Source organism: Streptomyces sp. NPDC002138, assembly GCF_040296485.1.
In the GTDB taxonomy this organism is placed as follows: domain Bacteria; phylum Actinomycetota; class Actinomycetes; order Streptomycetales; family Streptomycetaceae; genus Streptomyces.
In genome coordinates, this window is sequence record NZ_JBEOXE010000019.1 from 61493 (window position 1) to 76471 (window position 14979).

At 73.0% G+C, this 14979-nt stretch carries 14 protein-coding genes; 3 read left to right on the forward strand and 11 right to left on the reverse strand.

The window, feature by feature from the left end:
• Positions 1–34 precede the first annotated feature (34 nt).
• Positions 35–1576, forward strand: a complete 1542-nt coding sequence (locus ABT084_RS15090; RefSeq protein ID WP_351042943.1) for an alpha/beta hydrolase — start codon at positions 35–37, stop codon at positions 1574–1576.
• A gap of 30 nt (positions 1577–1606) precedes the next feature.
• On the opposite strand, the gene ABT084_RS15095 is transcribed toward ABT084_RS15090, so the two are convergent.
• The 3 genes from ABT084_RS15095 to ABT084_RS15105 form a co-directional block, all read right to left on the reverse strand.
• On the reverse strand, positions 1607–2770 hold the full coding sequence (locus ABT084_RS15095) for a lipase family protein (RefSeq protein WP_351042946.1): 1164 nt from the start codon (positions 2768–2770) through the stop codon (positions 1607–1609).
• A 146-nt stretch (positions 2771–2916) separates the two neighbouring features.
• Complete coding sequence (locus ABT084_RS15100) at positions 2917–4083, reverse strand: lipase family protein (RefSeq protein ID WP_351042949.1); 1167 nt, start codon at positions 4081–4083, stop codon at positions 2917–2919.
• Positions 4084–4345: 262 nt separating this feature from the next.
• Positions 4346–5371: an AraC family transcriptional regulator gene (locus ABT084_RS15105; protein ID WP_351042951.1), complete on the reverse strand. Its 1026-nt coding sequence runs from the start codon at positions 5369–5371 to the stop codon at positions 4346–4348.
• Positions 5372–5545: 174 nt separating this feature from the next.
• Here ABT084_RS15105 and ABT084_RS15110 point away from each other — a divergent pair, with 174 nt between their 5' ends.
• Positions 5546–7375 (forward strand): AMP-dependent synthetase/ligase, encoded by a 1830-nt coding sequence (locus tag ABT084_RS15110; protein WP_351042954.1) that lies wholly within the window; start codon positions 5546–5548, stop codon positions 7373–7375.
• 38 nt (positions 7376–7413) lie between these two features.
• Positions 7414–8043 carry a DUF1707 SHOCT-like domain-containing protein gene (locus tag ABT084_RS15115; protein WP_351042957.1) on the forward strand — a complete coding sequence of 210 codons (630 nt, stop codon included), beginning with the start codon at positions 7414–7416 and terminating at the stop codon, positions 8041–8043.
• 182 nt (positions 8044–8225) lie between these two features.
• Here ABT084_RS15115 and ABT084_RS15120 read toward each other — a convergent pair whose 3' ends face one another.
• The 8 genes from ABT084_RS15120 to ABT084_RS15155 all read right to left on the reverse strand — a co-directional run bounded on the left by ABT084_RS15120 (position 8226) and on the right by ABT084_RS15155 (position 14917).
• Positions 8226–9143, reverse strand: coding sequence for a hypothetical protein (locus tag ABT084_RS15120; protein ID WP_351042959.1), 918 nt, complete (start codon positions 9141–9143; stop codon positions 8226–8228).
• Positions 9144–9180: 37 nt separating this feature from the next.
• Positions 9181–10053 carry a hypothetical protein gene (locus ABT084_RS15125; RefSeq protein ID WP_351042962.1) on the reverse strand — a complete coding sequence of 291 codons (873 nt, stop codon included), beginning with the start codon at positions 10051–10053 and terminating at the stop codon, positions 9181–9183.
• A 38-nt stretch (positions 10054–10091) separates the two neighbouring features.
• Positions 10092–10985 (reverse strand): hypothetical protein, encoded by an 894-nt coding sequence (locus ABT084_RS15130; RefSeq protein WP_351042965.1) that lies wholly within the window; start codon positions 10983–10985, stop codon positions 10092–10094.
• A 150-nt stretch (positions 10986–11135) separates the two neighbouring features.
• On the reverse strand, positions 11136–11789 hold the full coding sequence (locus tag ABT084_RS15135; protein ID WP_351042968.1) for a contact-dependent growth inhibition system immunity protein: 654 nt from the start codon (positions 11787–11789) through the stop codon (positions 11136–11138).
• 12 nt (positions 11790–11801) lie between these two features.
• Positions 11802–12101, reverse strand: coding sequence for an RNase A-like domain-containing protein (locus ABT084_RS15140; RefSeq protein WP_351042971.1), 300 nt, complete (start codon positions 12099–12101; stop codon positions 11802–11804).
• A 31-nt stretch (positions 12102–12132) separates the two neighbouring features.
• Positions 12133–12810 carry a hypothetical protein gene (locus ABT084_RS15145; protein WP_351042974.1) on the reverse strand — a complete coding sequence of 226 codons (678 nt, stop codon included), beginning with the start codon at positions 12808–12810 and terminating at the stop codon, positions 12133–12135.
• A 26-nt stretch (positions 12811–12836) separates the two neighbouring features.
• On the reverse strand, positions 12837–14612 hold the full coding sequence (locus ABT084_RS15150) for an RNase A-like domain-containing protein (RefSeq protein WP_351042977.1): 1776 nt from the start codon (positions 14610–14612) through the stop codon (positions 12837–12839).
• The gene (locus ABT084_RS15155; RefSeq protein WP_351042979.1) at positions 14612–14917 is read right to left on the reverse strand and encodes a WXG100 family type VII secretion target; all 306 of its coding nucleotides are present in this window, start codon (positions 14915–14917) and stop codon (positions 14612–14614) included. The genes ABT084_RS15150 and ABT084_RS15155 overlap by 1 nt, the downstream gene beginning before the upstream one ends.
• Positions 14918–14979 lie beyond the last annotated feature (62 nt).

Below are 14979 nucleotides of genomic sequence, written 5' to 3' on the forward strand. Positions count from 1 at the left end.
TTCGCGCCGTACCGCTTCCCGTCGCACCGCTGTCGTGGGCCTCGCCGTGCTGGCGCTGGCCTCGCTCGGCGCGAGCCCCGGCGCCGGTCCGGGTGCCGGTCCGGGTGCCGGTCCGGGCCCCAGCCCCGACCCCGCCGGCCTCGCGCGGTTCTACGGGCAGCGCATCCGCTGGGGCGGCTGTCCGGAGCAGCCCGGCGCGCCCGCCGCCATGCGCTGCGGCACCCTCACCGTGCCGCTGGACCACGCCGACCCCGCCAAGGGCACCACCCGGATAGCCATGGCCAGGATCCCGGCCAACGGCCGCAAGCGGCTCGGCTCGCTCCTGCTGAACTTCGGCGGGCCCGGCGCCCAGGGCATAGAGTCCCTCGCCGCCGATCCCAAGGCCTTCGCCGACCTCGGCGAGTCCTACGACCTCGTCGCCTTCGACCCGCGCGGGGTCGGCCACAGCGACCCGGTCAGCTGCGGCGGCGCCCTCGACGCGCAGTCCCCGCCCGGCGACGACCCGGCCGCCCGGCTCGCCGCCCTGCGCGCGGTGGTCAAGAGCTGCGAGAAGCACTCCGGGCCCGTCCTCCCGTACATCGGGACGGTCCACGCGGCGCGCGACATGGACGTGATGCGCCAGGTGCTCGGCGAGAAGAAGCTCAACTACCTCGGCTTCTCCTACGGGACCCGCCTCGGCGCGGTGTACGCCGCCCAGTTCCCCCGCAACGTCGGCCGGATGGTCCTCGACGGGGTCGACACGCTGGCCGAACCGCTGGACCAGCAGGCGCTCGTATCCGCCCAGGGGCAGCAGCAGGCGCTGGACAACTTCCTGAGCTGGTGCACCCACCAGAGCGGCTGCGTGTACGGGACCAACACCCGCACCGCCAAGGAGAGGGTGAACGCCCTCGCCGCCCGCCTCGGCAAGGAACCGCTGATCGGCGGGGACGGCTCGGCCTTCACCGGGGAAGACCTCGCGGTGGCCATCGGCAGCGCGCTCTACTCGCGGGAGACCTGGCCCGCGCTCGCCGAGGGCCTGGCGATGGCCGAGCGCGACGGCGACCCCACCGGGCTGCTGGAGCTGGGCGGGCCGACCGGACCGCCGCCCCCGGGGAGCGAGAGCCCGGCGCCCGCGGCGGACAAGGTGCCCGCCGACAACATGCAGGCCGCGCTGATCGCGGTGAGCTGCGCGGACGACCCCGACCGGGGTGACGCCAAGGCCAGTCCGGCCGCGATCGAGAAGGAGATCCAAGCCCGGGCGGCCGAATTCCGCGCCGCCTCCCCGATCTTCGGGCCGCTCCAGCTGGGGACGGTCCTGTCCTGCTACGGCCGCCCCGCGGGCAGCGGCTTCCTGCGCACCATCGACCGGCCGGGCGCCCCGCCCATGCTGCTGGTCGGCACGCGCGGGGACCCGGCGACCCCGTACCGCTGGACCGAGGAGACCGCCGCGCGGCTCGGCGCGGCGGTGGTGCTGGACTACAAGGGCGACGGGCACGCCGCCTATCTCCACTCGGGGTGCGTGCGCGAGAGCGTGAACGCCTTCCTGGTGGACGGGGAGCTGGCGAGCGGAACACGGGCGTGCCCCGCCGGTGAGTGACCGGCGGGGCCGTGAACTGCGGGTGAACGCTCAGCAGTTGCCGTGCGCCGGCCGCCCGGCGAAGCGGTCGGCGAGCCAATTGCCCGCCGCGAGCGCCTCGGTGATCACCCCGGTGACGTGGCCGCCGACCCAGATGGTGTTCCAGTGGACGTCCGCGCCCTTCGCGCACCAGTCGGTGCGCAGCTGCTGGGCGACGGCGTACGGGATCAGCTCGTCGCCGGCCGCGTGGTACTGGTACACCGGCGCGGCCGGGGCGGTCCGGCCGAGCTTCGACTGGTTCAGCCGGGCCTGCCAGTCGGGCTGCGCCAGGGGGTCCTTCGTCGTCATGTCCGAGATCCGCTTGAAGGACCCGACGGCCGAGTCGATCGCGACGCAGTTCGTCTTGAGGAAGTCGACGAGGAGCTTGCCCGCCGGGTTGAGGTAGGAGTCCAGCCGCAGCTCGGGGAAGGCCGCGTCCTGGCCCGCGGCGGCCATGAAGATCAGACCGGAGCCGTAGGAGCCGTTGTTGGAGTCCGCGACCTTGAGCAGGTCCGCCGGGACCCCGCCGGTCGCCGTCCCCTTCACCTGGAGTTCGGGCGCGTACGAGCCCTGCAGCTCGGCCGCCCAGCTGGAGGCCTGGCCGCCCTGCGAGTACCCCATGATGCCGACCGGGCCGGAGGCCGACAGCCCGGCCTCGGGCAGCCGTTGGGCGGCGCGCGCCGCGTCGAGGACGGCGTGCCCGGCCGAGGGGCCGACGGTGTAGGTGTGCAGCCCGGGGGTGCCGAGGCCCTCGTAGTCGGTGACGACGACGGCCCAGCCGCGCAGGGTGAGCTGCTGGATGAGATTGGCCTCCAGGCCGGTGCCGTTGGGGAAGTTGGCGCTGGGCGCGCAGGAGTCGGCGAGGCCGACCGTGCCGACGGCGTAGGTGATCAGCGGGCGCGGTCCGCCGCGGCCGTCCTGGGGGACGATGACCGTGCCGGAGACGACGTTGGGGGCGCCGTCCGCGGTCGTCGAGCGGTACTGGATCTTCCAGGCCTTGGTGTTGGTGGGCTGGCCGGGGAGCGGGTGGAACGACGAGGGGGCGCTGGCGACGACGTCGCCGGGCCGGGCGGCGGCCTGGGCCGCTCCGTCCGAGGCGTGGGCGGTGGTCGCGGGGATACCGGCCGCCAGGGCCAGGGCGGCCACGGCGGCGAGCGCGGTGCTTCGGATACGCATGGGGCGGCTCTCCCAAGGGGTCCGTGTGGGGGTGGTGAGGAGACCGTAGTGACCGACCGGTAGGGAGGTCGCTGACCGGGCAGCTCAGCTTTGCTGACCCGACCCCTCACGTCCCGCACGCGGGGCCGCGAACCACCGCGGAACGCTCAGCAGTTGCCGTCCGACGGGCGCCCGGCGAAGCGGTCGGCGAGCCAGTCGGCCGCCGCGGCCGCCCCGCTGGTCCCGCCGGTGATGTGGCCGCGACCCGCGATGGCGCGCCAGTGGACGTCCGCGCCCTTCGCGCACCAGTCGGTGCGCAGCTGCTGGGCGACGGCGTACGGGATCAGCTCGTCGCCGGCCGCGTGGTACTGGTACACCGGCGCGGCCGGGGCGGTCCGGCCGAGCTTCGACTGGTTCAGCCGGGCCTGCCAGTCGGGCTGGGCCAGCGGGTCCCTCGTGGTCATGTCCGAGATCCGCTTGAAGGACCCGACGGTCGTGTCGATCGCGGCGCAGTGAGTCCTGAGGTAGTCGACGAGGGTCTTGCCCGCCGGGTTGAGGTAGGAGTCCAGCTTGAGTTCCGGGAAGGCCGCGTCCTGGCCCGCGGCGAGCATGAAGACGACGCCCGAGCCGGCGCGGCCGTTGTCGGAGTCCGCGACCTTGAGCAGGTCCGCCGGGATCCCGCCGGCCGCCGCCCCCTTGACCTGGAGTTCGGGGGCGTAGGAGCCCAGCATCTCGGCCGCCCAGCCGGAGGCCTGGCCGCCCTGCGAGTACCCCATGATGCCGACCGGGCCGGAGGCCGACAGCCCGGCCTCGGGCAGCCGTTGGGCGGCGCGGGCGGCGTCCAGGACGGCGTGCCCGGCCGAGGGGCCGACGGAGTAGGTGTGCGGGCCCGGAGTGCCGAGGCCCTCGTAGTCGGTGACGACCACGGCCCAGCCGCGCTGGGTGAGCTGATGGATGAGGGTGCCCTCCGCGGAGGTGCCCCGGGGAAGGTGGTCGCTGGGCGCGCAGGAGTCGTCGAGGCCGACCGTGCCGACGGCGTAGCTGACCAGCGGGCGGGGGCCGACGCGGCCGTCCTGCGGGACGACCACGGTGCCCGAGACCACGTCGGGGGCGCCGTCGGCGGTGGTCGAGCGGTACTGGATCTTCCAGGCCTTGGTGTTGGTGGGCTGGCCCGGCCGCGGGTGGAACGACGAGGGCGCGCTGGCGACCACGTCACCGGGCCGGGTGGCAGCGTCCGCGGTGTCGGCCGATGCGGTGGCGGTGGTCGCGGGGATCCCGGCTGCCAGGGCCAGGGTTAGGGCGGCCACGGCGAGCGTGGTGCTTCGGATGCGCATGGGGGCTCTCCCAAGGGGTCCGTGTGGAGGTCGTGCGGTGTGGGGGGTGGTTCCGTGCGGGGGTTCCGTGCGGAGGGTTCCGTGCGGAGGGTTCCGTGCGGAGGTTCCGGGCGGGGGTGGTTCCGTGCGGGGGTGGCGAGGAGCCCGCGGCGACCCACTGGTGGGAAGGTCGCTGACCGGACAGCCCACCCTTGCCGACCCGCCCCCTCACCCCCGGCCCGCCCAGCGCCGGACGCGCCGGGCGCGTCACCCGAAAGAGGGCCTAAGCAGGGTCGTCCACCGGGCCGGGGTGCGCCCGGTAGGCGCCCGGGGTGGTGCCCGTCCAGCGGCGGAACGCCCGGTGGAAGGCGGTGTCCTCGGAGAAGCCCAGCCGCGCCGCCAGCTCCGCGATCGGCTCCCCGCTCTCGGCCAGCCCCGCGATCGCCGCGTCCCGCCGCACATGGTCCTTGAGCTGCTGGAAGGAGGTCCCGTCCTGGCGCAGCCGGCGCCGTAGCGTCGCCGGAGACACCGCGAGGCGCCCCGCCACCTCGCCCAGCTCCGGCAGCCGCGGGGAGACCCGCAGCTGCCGGCTCAGCGCCCGGCGCACCTGCTCGGCGACCGTGGTCCCGTACTCCGGGCGCGACAGCAGGTCGAAGGGGGCCCGCCGCAGCATCGCGTCGAGCGCGGCCTCGTCCCGGACGAGCGGCGCGCCCAGCCAGTGCGCCTCGAAGGCGGCCCCGGTGCGCGGCCGCCCGAAGCGGACCGGGCAGTCGAAGAGCAGGTCGTACTCGTCCGCGTGCGGCGGCGGGGGATAGGCGAACTCCGCGTGGGCGAGCGGGATCCGGCGCCCGACCAGCCAACTGCACAGCCGGTGGAAGATCGCGAGCAGGCACTCGGTGAGGAACCGCTCCTCGTCCCGCCCGAAGTCGTTGTGGACGGTGAACCGGGCCCGCCCGTCGGCCACGTCGAGCGCCAGCTCGGGCCCGCCGGGGAAGAGGCGGTAGAAGGCCGCCGCCCGCTCGATCGCCGCCCCCAGGTCCCGGCAGCCCAGCGTGGCGTGGCACATCATGGCGAAGGTACCCGGGCGGCTGGGGGCCGTACCGAGGCCGAGGAATTCGTCCTGCGTGGTCCGGTACAGCGCGCGGAAGAGCCGGGCGAACTGCGCGGGCGTGACGCGGGCGCGGTCGTCCCCCAGCAACAGCGGCGGAATCTGCGCCTCCTGGAGCAGCGGCACGGTGTCGACGCCCGCGGCGCGGGCGCCCGCGAGCACGGCGCGCACGTGGTGCACGGTGACCGTCCGCCTCCCCATGCACCCGACGGTAGCCCCAATGAGCGCTGCGGTCAGCGGGGGTGACGCTTCCGGTCATGCCGCCGGGGGCGAACGGCTGCCTAGCGTCGTCCGTACGGATCCGCCTCGTCCGTACGGTTCTCCGTCGTCCGTACCGGATCCGCATGCCCGCAGGTAGCCATGGAGGCGATACCGATGGACGCTGTGCGACCGGACACCCCGCGACCGGAGACGCTGGCGGTGTTCACCCGGTGGACCGCCCGGCGGTACGGGCCGGAGACCGCCCTGCGCTTCCGGCGCGCGGGCACCTGGCGGACCAGGACGTACGCCGAACTGGACGCCCGGGCCGCCGGGGTGGGGCGGGCGCTGCTGGCCCTCGGAGTGGCGCCGGGCGAGCGGGTCGCCGTACTGGCCGAGACCAGGCCGGAGTGGACGTACACGCACTTCGGGGTGCTGGCGGCGGGCGCGGTCATCGTGCCGGTGTATCCGACGGCGGGTGCGGAGGAGCTGGCCTGGGTGCTGTCCGACTCCGCGTCGGTGGTCGTGGTCTGCGACGACGAGACGCAGGCGGCGCGGGTGGCGGCGCTGCGGGAGCGGCTGCCGGGGCTGCGCGAGGTGGTGTGCATGGACCCGGTGGGGGAGGGGGCGCAGGGGCCGACGCCGCTGCTGTCCTCCTTCGCGCCGGTGGACGCGCCGGTGGGCGGGCCGGTGGACGCGCCGGTGGACGCGCCGGTGGGCGGGCCGTGGGACGAGCTCGCCGCCCGGGCGGAGGCGGTCGGCCCGGACGACGACGCGTCCATCGTCTACACCTCCGGCACCACCGGGCTGCCCAAGGGCTGCCGCCTCACGCACGGGAACCTCGGCGCGATCCAGGACGCGACGCTTCCGCTGGTCAGCGGCGGCCCGGGGGACTCGACGTACCTGTACCTGCCGCTCGCGCACCTGCTCGCCCAGCTGATCCAGTTCACCACGCTGCTGGAGGGTGGGGAGCTGTCGTACTTCGGCGGGCGGATCGAGGACGTCATCGCCGAGCTGGCCGAGGCGCGGCCGACGCATCTGCCGTCGGTGCCGCGGCTGTTCGAGAAGCTGCACTCGGTGGTGCTGTCGCTGGCGGAGTCCCGGGAGGGCGGCCGGGAGCGGTTCGAGGAGGCGGTCCGGCTGGGGGTGCTCGCAGCGGACGGGGAGCTGCCGGAGGCGTCGCGGGACGCGTACGAGGCGGCCGGGAAGTCGCTGTACTCGCCGGTCCGGGAAGCGCTCGGCGGGCGGCTGCGGTGGGCGCTCACCGGTGGGGCGCCGATCGCGCCCGCGACCCTGGACTTCCTGCGGGCCTGCGGGATCGAGGTCTTCGAGGGGTACGGCATGACCGAGTCGGCCGGGGTCATCAGCCTCAACCACCCGGGGGCGGTCCGCCACGGGACGGTCGGGCGGCCGATCGCGGGCTGTGAGGTGCGGATCGCGGAGGACGGGGAGGTGCTGGCGCGGGGGCCGATGGTCTTCCCGGGCTACCACGCGAACGCGGCGGCCACGGCGGCCACGGTGGACGCGCAGGGCTGGCTGCACACGGGGGACCTGGGGGCGCTGGACGAGGACGGGTTCCTGCGGATCACCGGCCGGAAGAAGGAGCTGATCATCACCTCGTCGGGCAAGAACATCACCCCGACGGAGGTGGAGTTCGCGATCCAGCGCTCCCGGTTCGTCTCGCGGGCGGTGATGATCGGCGACCACCGCCCCCACCCGGTGGCCCTGATCACCCTGGACGCCGAGGAGATCGCGGCCTGGGCCGCCCGCGAGGGCCTCGACCTGGCCGGTACGCCGTCCACGCACCCGGCGGTGCGGGCGCTGGTGGAGACGGCGGTGACGGAGGCCAACGCGTCGGTCTCCCGGCCGGCCCGGATCCGCGCGTTCCACGTCCTGGACCGGGAGTTCACGGTGGAGTCGGGCGCCCTGACGCCGACGCTGAAGCTGCGCCGGGCGGTGGTGGCGCAGCGGTACGCGGCGGAGATCGACGCGCTGTACGGGGGGTGAGCGGGCGCGGGGGGAGCGGTCGTCCATAGGGTGTGTACATGACGAACAAACTCCCTGAGATGCGAGCCTCCGACGCCGAGCGCGAACAGGTGGCCGAGATGCTGCGCGAGGCCGTCGCGGAAGGCCGCCTCGACATGGAGGAGTTCGACGAGCGCCTCGGCGCCGCCCTGGGCGCCCGCACCCGGGGCGAGCTGGAGGCCCTCACCAGCGACCTCCCCGTGGCCGCCCGTTCCGCGGGCCACGCCACCACGAGCGGCTGGGCCGAGCGCACGGGCGGGGCGGTGACCTCCTCCGGCGCCTTCGCCGTCTGGGGCGGCTTCGCCCGGCGGGGCCACTGGACGGTGGGGCGGACCTTCACCGCCTTCACCCTCTGGGGCGGCGGCGTCATCGACCTGCGCGAAGCGCGCTTCGAGGGCGGCGAGGTGAACATCCGCTGCTTCGCCCTCTTCGGCGGCATGTCCGTGGTCGTTCCGCCGGACCTGGAGTGCGAGGTCAAGGGCATCGGCATCCTGGGCGGCTTCGGCGACCGCGCGTCGGGCCCGGGCGCCCCCGGCTCCCCCCGCGTCACCATCACCGGCCTGGCCCTCTTCGGCGGCATCGGCGCGGAACGCAAGGAACGCAAGGCCGCCAAGGCGGCGGCGAAGGCGGCCCGCAAGTCGCTTGCGTAGCGAGCGAGCGAGCGAGCGGGCGGGGCGAGCGGGCGGGCCGGGCGGGCCGGGCGGTGGCCGCGGCCCCGGTACGCAGGCCGGACCAGCCCGTGCGAAGGGGGCGGGGCGCCTGTCGCGCCCCGCCCCCTTCGGTGCTCAGCCGGTGTCCGCGGTGCGCGGACGGGTCAGCCGGTCAGGCTTCGTCAGCCCTGGTTCCAGGTGCCCGACTGCCAGAGGGCGCCGCCCTTGCCGGGGCCGCCGTCCTTCTTGTAGACGACGAAGTTGCCGTCGTCCTGCAGGAGCGCGTAGGCGCCGGGGTTGTTCGCGGTCTTGGCGCTCCAGACCACCTTCTTGCCGCCCATCCAGTCGCGCATGAACAGGTCGCCGTCCTCGCCCATGCGCATTTCCAGCACCTGGAAGCCGGTGCCGTAGGTGCCGCTGTTCCAGATGGCCTTGCCGTCGCTCTTGCGGTACATGACCAGGTTGTTGTCCGCCTGGATGACCAGCCAGACGGAAGCGGACTGGGCCCAGTGGCCCGTGAACCAGTAGCGGTACTGGTTCGCCGGGTCCTCGGCGCACACCTTCGTGGTCGTCTCGAACCGCAGGGTCGACCAGGGCAGCCCCCAGCTATCGGACTGGTGGCCGATGACCTCGAAGTTGCCGTCCCACTTCAGCTTCGCGACGGGCGTCACCTCGGTGTGGCTGCCGTAGGTGGCGGTGTGCCAGATGCCGCCGCCGGTCTGTGCGCTGCCGCCCTGCTTGTAGATGACGAAGTTGCCGTCTTCCTGCAGGGTGGCGTAGGCGCCGGGGTTGCCGTAGGTGCCGCTGTTCCACAGCGGGAGCTTGTAGCCGCCCGGGTTGCCCAAGGCGTACAGCACCAGGTTCCCGTCGGGCTGCATGACCAGCTCGGTCGCGCCGGTCGGGTTGGTCATCTTCTCGCCCGGCGCCAGCCGCTGGCCGACGTTCAGGAGGGTCTCGCGGCGGTCGTAGGGCTCGTCGCACTCGGTCATGCCGGGACGGCCGGCGGCCGGCGCGGCGGTCGCCGTGGCCGGGACCAGCGAGGCCAGGGCCGAGGCGGCGAGTACGGATATGAAGGCACTGCGGATGAAGCGGTGACGCATTGGTTCGTTCCCCCGTGGTCAGTCAGGTGGTGATCGGTCAGATCTTGTTGTACGTACCGGTGTTCCAGAGGCCGCCGCCCTTGCCGGGGCCGCCGTCCTTCTTGTAGACGACGAAGTTGCCGTCGTCCTGCAGGAGCGCGTAGGCGCCGTCGTTGCCGCCCGTTCCCGTGCGCCAGTGGACCGTCTCGTTGCGGTCGTCACCGTGCAGGACCAGGTCGCCGTTGTCCCCGATCTCCAGGCTCAGCGGGCTCCGGCTGCCGTAGGTGCCGCTGCCCCAGATCGCCTTTCCGTCGCTCTTGCGGTACATGACGAGGTTGTTGTCCCGCTGGAGCACGAGCCATACGGACGCGGCCTGGGCCCAGGACCCGCGGCCCCAGGCCATGTCGGACGGACACACCCTGACGTGCTGCTCAGGGGTGTCGGACCAGAACGAGGTCTCGGCGCGGCCGGACACCACGAGCTGGCCGTCGTCGCGGATGGACGCGGCGAGGTAGCTGTTGGCCCGGCTGCCGTAGGTGGCGGTGTGCCAGATGCCGCCGCCGGTCTGGGCGCTGCCGCCCTGCTTGTAGATGACGAAGTTGCCGTCGTCCTGCATGGTGGCGTAGGCGCCGGGGTTGCCGTACGTGCCGCTGTTCCACAGGGGGAGCTTGAAGCCGCCCGGGGTGCCGAGCGCGTAGATGACGAGGTTCCCGTCGGGCTGCATGACCAGCTCGGTCTTGCCGGGCGTCGGGACCAGGCTCGCGCCCGGTTCGAGGCGCTGGCCGGGCCGCAGGTCGGAGCTGCGGCCGGTCGCGCTGGTGCGGCACTGGCCGGGGTCGCCGGTGGCCGACGCCACCGCCGGGACCAGGACGGTCACGGCGGAGGCGGCGAGCAGGGCGGTGAGAGTTCTGCGGAGCAGGTGGTGACGCATGGTGGTGCTTCCCTCGAGATGGAGCAGGTGCCGATGATTCAGATCTTGTTGTACGTGCCGGTGTTCCAGAGGCCGCCGCCCTTGCCGGGGCCGCCGTCCTTCTTGTAGACGACGAAGTTGCCGTCGTCCTGGAGGAGCGCGTAGGCGGCGTCGTTCCCGGCGGTACCGGTGCGCCAGCGGACCGCGGTGCGGTTCTCCTCGACGAGGGTCAGGTCGCCCCGGTCCTTGGGGGCCATCTGCAGGTTCAGCCGGTAGGCGCCCCCGTAGGTGCCGCTGTTCCAGATGGCCTTGCCGTCGCTCTTGCGGTACATGACCAGGTTGTTGTCCCGCTGCAGGACCAGCCACACGGACGCGGACTGGGCCCAGTTGCCGGACCACCAGGCCTCCGCGGCCGTCGCGTAGTCCGAGCAGATCCAGGCCTGGCGCTCCGAGCTTCCGGTCGACCAGGAGGGGCCCGCGTTGCGGCCCTCGACGACGAACGCGCCGCCCATCAGCGAGGCCCGCACGACACCGGTGCCGGGGCTGGTCCCGTAGGTGGCGGTGTGCCAGATGCCGCCGCCGGTCTGTGCGCTGCCGCCCTGCTTGTAGATGACGAAGTTGCCGTCTTCCTGCTGGGTGGCGTAGGCGCCGGGGTTGCCGTAGGTGCCGCTGTTCCACAGCGGGAGCTTGTAGCCGCCCGGGTTGCCCAAGGCGTACAGCACCAGGTTCCCGTCGGGCTGCATGACCAGCTCGGCCGCGCTCGCCAGGTCCGCCAGCCGGGCCCCCGGTTCCAGGCGCTGGCCGGGGCGGATCTCCGCGAGGGTGCCGCTCTTCGGTCCGCGGCAGTCGGTGGGAGCGGCGGCGGCCGGGGAGGCGGCCGCCGGGACCAGGACGGCCGCGGCGGAGACCGCGAGCAGGGATACGAGCGATCTGTGGAGCGTGCGGGTGCCCATGGTTGATTTCCCCCCAGGAAATGCGTGTCGGCCGACCAGCTGATCATACGAGTTCCCTTGGGGATCCCTTTGGGGTCCCTTGGGCATCTCTTTCTACACCGGGGGGTGAGGGGGCGATCAACCGATTACTTCGCGGCTCTCCGTCCCGGGTCAGGCCGTGAGGTCCGCGGCCACCAGGCTCAGCCAGGCGCCGTACGAGAAGGGTTCCGGGACGCCCACCTCCATGCCCAGTTCGGCGACCGCCACGGCGTAGTCGGTTTCCTCCAGGGGGAGGGCCACCAGCTCGTTCAGTTCGCCGACCAGGCGGGCCACCACGTGGGGGTGGGTGGTCGCCGCGTAGTCGGCGATGGCCGCGTCGTGGTCGTCGAACTGGTCCACGATGTCCTGGGAGAACCAGCCGCCCAGCAGCTGTCCGGTCTCCGGGAAGCGTGCGTGCCACTCCCAGTGGGTCTGCGGGGTCGCGGGCGGGGGGACCTCGCCGTTCTCCACGCTCGCCTTGAGGTGGTCGGCCAGGACCAGCAGCCAGGCGCCGACGGCGGCCTCCGGCAGCCCGGTGTCGGGGACCGCGTAGTACTCGCCGAGGCTCAGGCGCAGCCGGCCCGGGGGTGTGCGGCTGTACTCGCGCAGCTGGCGCTCCGCCTCGGCGATGGCCCAGGGGCGGGTGTGCCAGGTGTGGCGCAGGTACGCGTCCAGGGCAGTGCTGCGCCGCTCGGGCGTGTCGTCGGCGCTTTGGCCGAGGTAGGCGCGCATCACCTGGTCCAGCTCGCCGTAGCGCCGGTCGTGTTCGAGGGGCTTCATGGACACGGGGGACGGCCTCTACAGGTAGATCGGGACGGTGGTCAGGACGACGAACCCGTGCGGGCTCGCCGGTTCGCGCCGCAGCACGATGCGGGCCGCGCGGACGTCGACCGGGTCGCGTCCGGCGAGCAGCATCGCCTCCAGCAGCACCCGCCCGACGGGCTCTTCCCGGGAGGGCCAGGCGGCCTCGATGGTGAGCCGCGCCCGGGTGCCCTGCGCCAGCCAGCGGTGGATGACCTGCTCGTTGGCGGTCACGACGCGCTGCGTGGCCCACTGGGCGGTTTCCCGGTCGGGGTAGGTGGCTGATCTGGTGAGCATGGGGTGATTGTCTCCCGTACCGGTGCGGATGTCAGAGCGCGTTGAACGACCAGAAGACGCCCACCTCGTCCACCGGGGACGGGGCGACCACGATCAGGCCGAGTTCCTCGGCGTAGTCGGTGAAGCGGGCCCCGCCGCCCGCCAGCCGGTCCTTGAGGAAGTCGGGGGTGGTGGTCGTGCGGGCCAGCGGCGAGGTGGTCCAGTACGTCGCCACCTCGTCCCCCGCCTCGGCCCCGGCCTCGCCCCCGGCCGCGTCCCCCGCCTCGGCCCCGGGACCGTCGAAGCGCCGCAGCAGGGTCCGGGCGTCCGCGCGTACGGCTTCCAGCGCCTCGGGAGTGCGCCCGTACAGCGGGGCGGTCTCGAAGGTCCACTCCTGCGTGAACGAGGCGAGCAGGTCGACGGCGGCGGCGCCGTCGAGGGGGTGCAGCCCCGCGTGCAGGGCGGCGGCGGTGAGGCCGGGGAGGAAGGGGAAGGAGGGGCCCGTCGCGGCCCGTTCCTCGCCGTCCCGGTCCCAGTCCAGGGCCCGCCAGCCCCGCGGGTCGCCGCCCTCGCGCCGCAGCACGGCCAGGACGTCCTCGGCCCAGTCCGGGTGAAGCCGGGGGCCGGCCGCGGCGAACACGTACGGGTCGTCGAGGAGCCGCAGCGCGGCGCCCTCCCACGCGCGGGCGCCGTCGTCCGGGGACGCGGCCGGGCCTGCGGGTGCGTTCATCGGGTGTCCAAGGAGGTCGGGGCCGGTCACGGCGCGGGCATCGAGGTGTAGATGATGTACGGCGGATCGAGGCTGGAATCGTATTTGAGCACCGTCTTGACGTTCTTCACGTCGACGGCCTTGGCGTTCAGGCCGTTGTCCTTGTAGCCGGACCCGGGGTGGGCGGGGTCGGGCTGCTTGGAGACGTAGCGCCCGCTGTTCTCGCCGTTCGGCGCGGCGCTGGTGAAGTCCTTGTTGGTCCCCTCGCCGGGCGGCGGCGGGCCGGTGAGCCACGCGTCGATCTCGGAGCGGCGGTTCCTGAGGTTGTACTCGGTGAGCGACTGAGCGTGCGCGTAGTCCGTGAAGGACGAGGAGCCGCCGATCTTCGGCTTGTTGTGCGGCCAGGTCGGGGTGGCCGGGTCGGACTGGTCGCGCAGGCGCTGGGCGAGCTGCTCGTCGGTCTTGCCGACGTGCTTGTCGAGGGTGTGGCCGTTGCCCAGGTACTCGTTGCTCGCCAGGTCGAAGACCTGGTTGCCGTCCTTGTCCTGGACCATCCACTTCTGCTCGTGCTTGAACTCGTCCAGCGCGCGGGCGCCGAAGCCGTGCGCCCGGGCGACGCCGGCCTCGAACTTGGGCGCGCTCAGGTAGGCCTCGTCCAGCGCGGGGAGCTTGTTGTCCGTGCGGGTGGTGAGGCCGTTCAGGGTGGTGGTGTAGGTGTCGACGATCCGGTTGATGGCGGCCGTGTCCAGCTTGAGGATGAGCTCGATGTCGAAGTCGAGCAGCATCTTGCCCGCCTTGCCGAGGCCCTTGGCCAGGCCCTTGATGTCCTTCATGCCGAAGCCGTCCTTGAGGTCGACGTCCTCCAGGACCTCCTTGGCCGCCTTCTTCGCGGCCTTCACGAACTCTTCCCAGATCTCGTGGTTGAGCTTGACCGCCGCCTCCGCGTACTCGCGCAGGATGTTGCTGATCTCCATCGCGGTGTCGAAGAGGACGGTCATCACGGGCTGGCTGCCGGTGGGCGCGGCGTTCGCGCCGTACCCGGAGCTGTGGGCCCACTGGTAGCCCTGCTGGGTCTTGCCCCAGGCGGAGGTGCCCCACACGGCGCTGCAGAACGTCTTCATGGCGTTCTCCCAGTCCGCCTGCTGCGGATTGGTGATGGTGGAGACCTCGGCGGTCAGTGAGCCGGAGACCGTGCCCAGGCACATCGTGGTGTTCGACCAGGTCTGGGAGAGCGAGTTGAGGTAGTGCTGCTGCGGCATGGGGAAGACGTCGGCCAGGCGCCCGACGCGCAGCGCCTTCTTCAGTACCGGCTGGAGGATGCTCCGTACCGTCTCGGGGATCATCTCCAGCACGCTGCGGATGAAGTCGTCGCCGCCGTCGTCGTCCCCCCACTTGAGGTCGGGGATCTTGCCGTAGTCCGGGGTCTTGTCCGTGACGGCGGGCACCGGGCGCGTCTCGGCGGCCTGGCCCGGCTTGGGATGGGCGGCGGCGTCGGCCTTCGAGTAGGCGTTCGCGGTCTCGGTGAAACCGACGGCTGCCCCGCCGATGCTGAGGACGCCCTTGCCCCAGACCTCCAGCCAGCGGTTGCCGGTCTTCATGTAGGCCTGGGAGAAGCGGGTCGCCTCCGTGCCCGCGCCGCCCGCGTCCGGGTACTTCTCCAGGCCCGACACGAGGTTCTTGGCGCCGGTGTGCATCATGCCCTGCTGCTGCGCGATGTGGCCCGACACCCGCCACAGGTCACTGGGCTTGACGTCGATGGTGCCCGAGCCGCCGGGCGGCTGCGCGGGGCCGGCCGGGGCGCCGGGGACCGCGGGGCCGGCCATCAGGCGCCGCCTCCCCAGCCGCGGAGCACGGAGCGGTTGGCCGCGTCGTAGTTGAGGTGGCCCTTGACGACCACCTCGTGCAGCCAGGCCTGGGCCGCGACGAGGTCCTGCGCGGAGCGGTCCCACTTGTCGAGCTCGTCGACGAAGGCGTCGCGGGCCTCGCCGTCCCAGGTCAGCACCACTTTGGTGGTGCGCTCGTACAGGCCGTCCAGCTTCTCGTTGAGCGTCTTGAGGATGCTTTCGAGTTCGCCCGACAGTCTGCGCAGCGTGGCGAAGTCGACGGTGATGCGGTCGTCGTCCGGCATGGTGTGGCTGTTCCCCCGTGGTTCACACATTCATACGTTCAGGCGTTCATGCGCTCATGCAT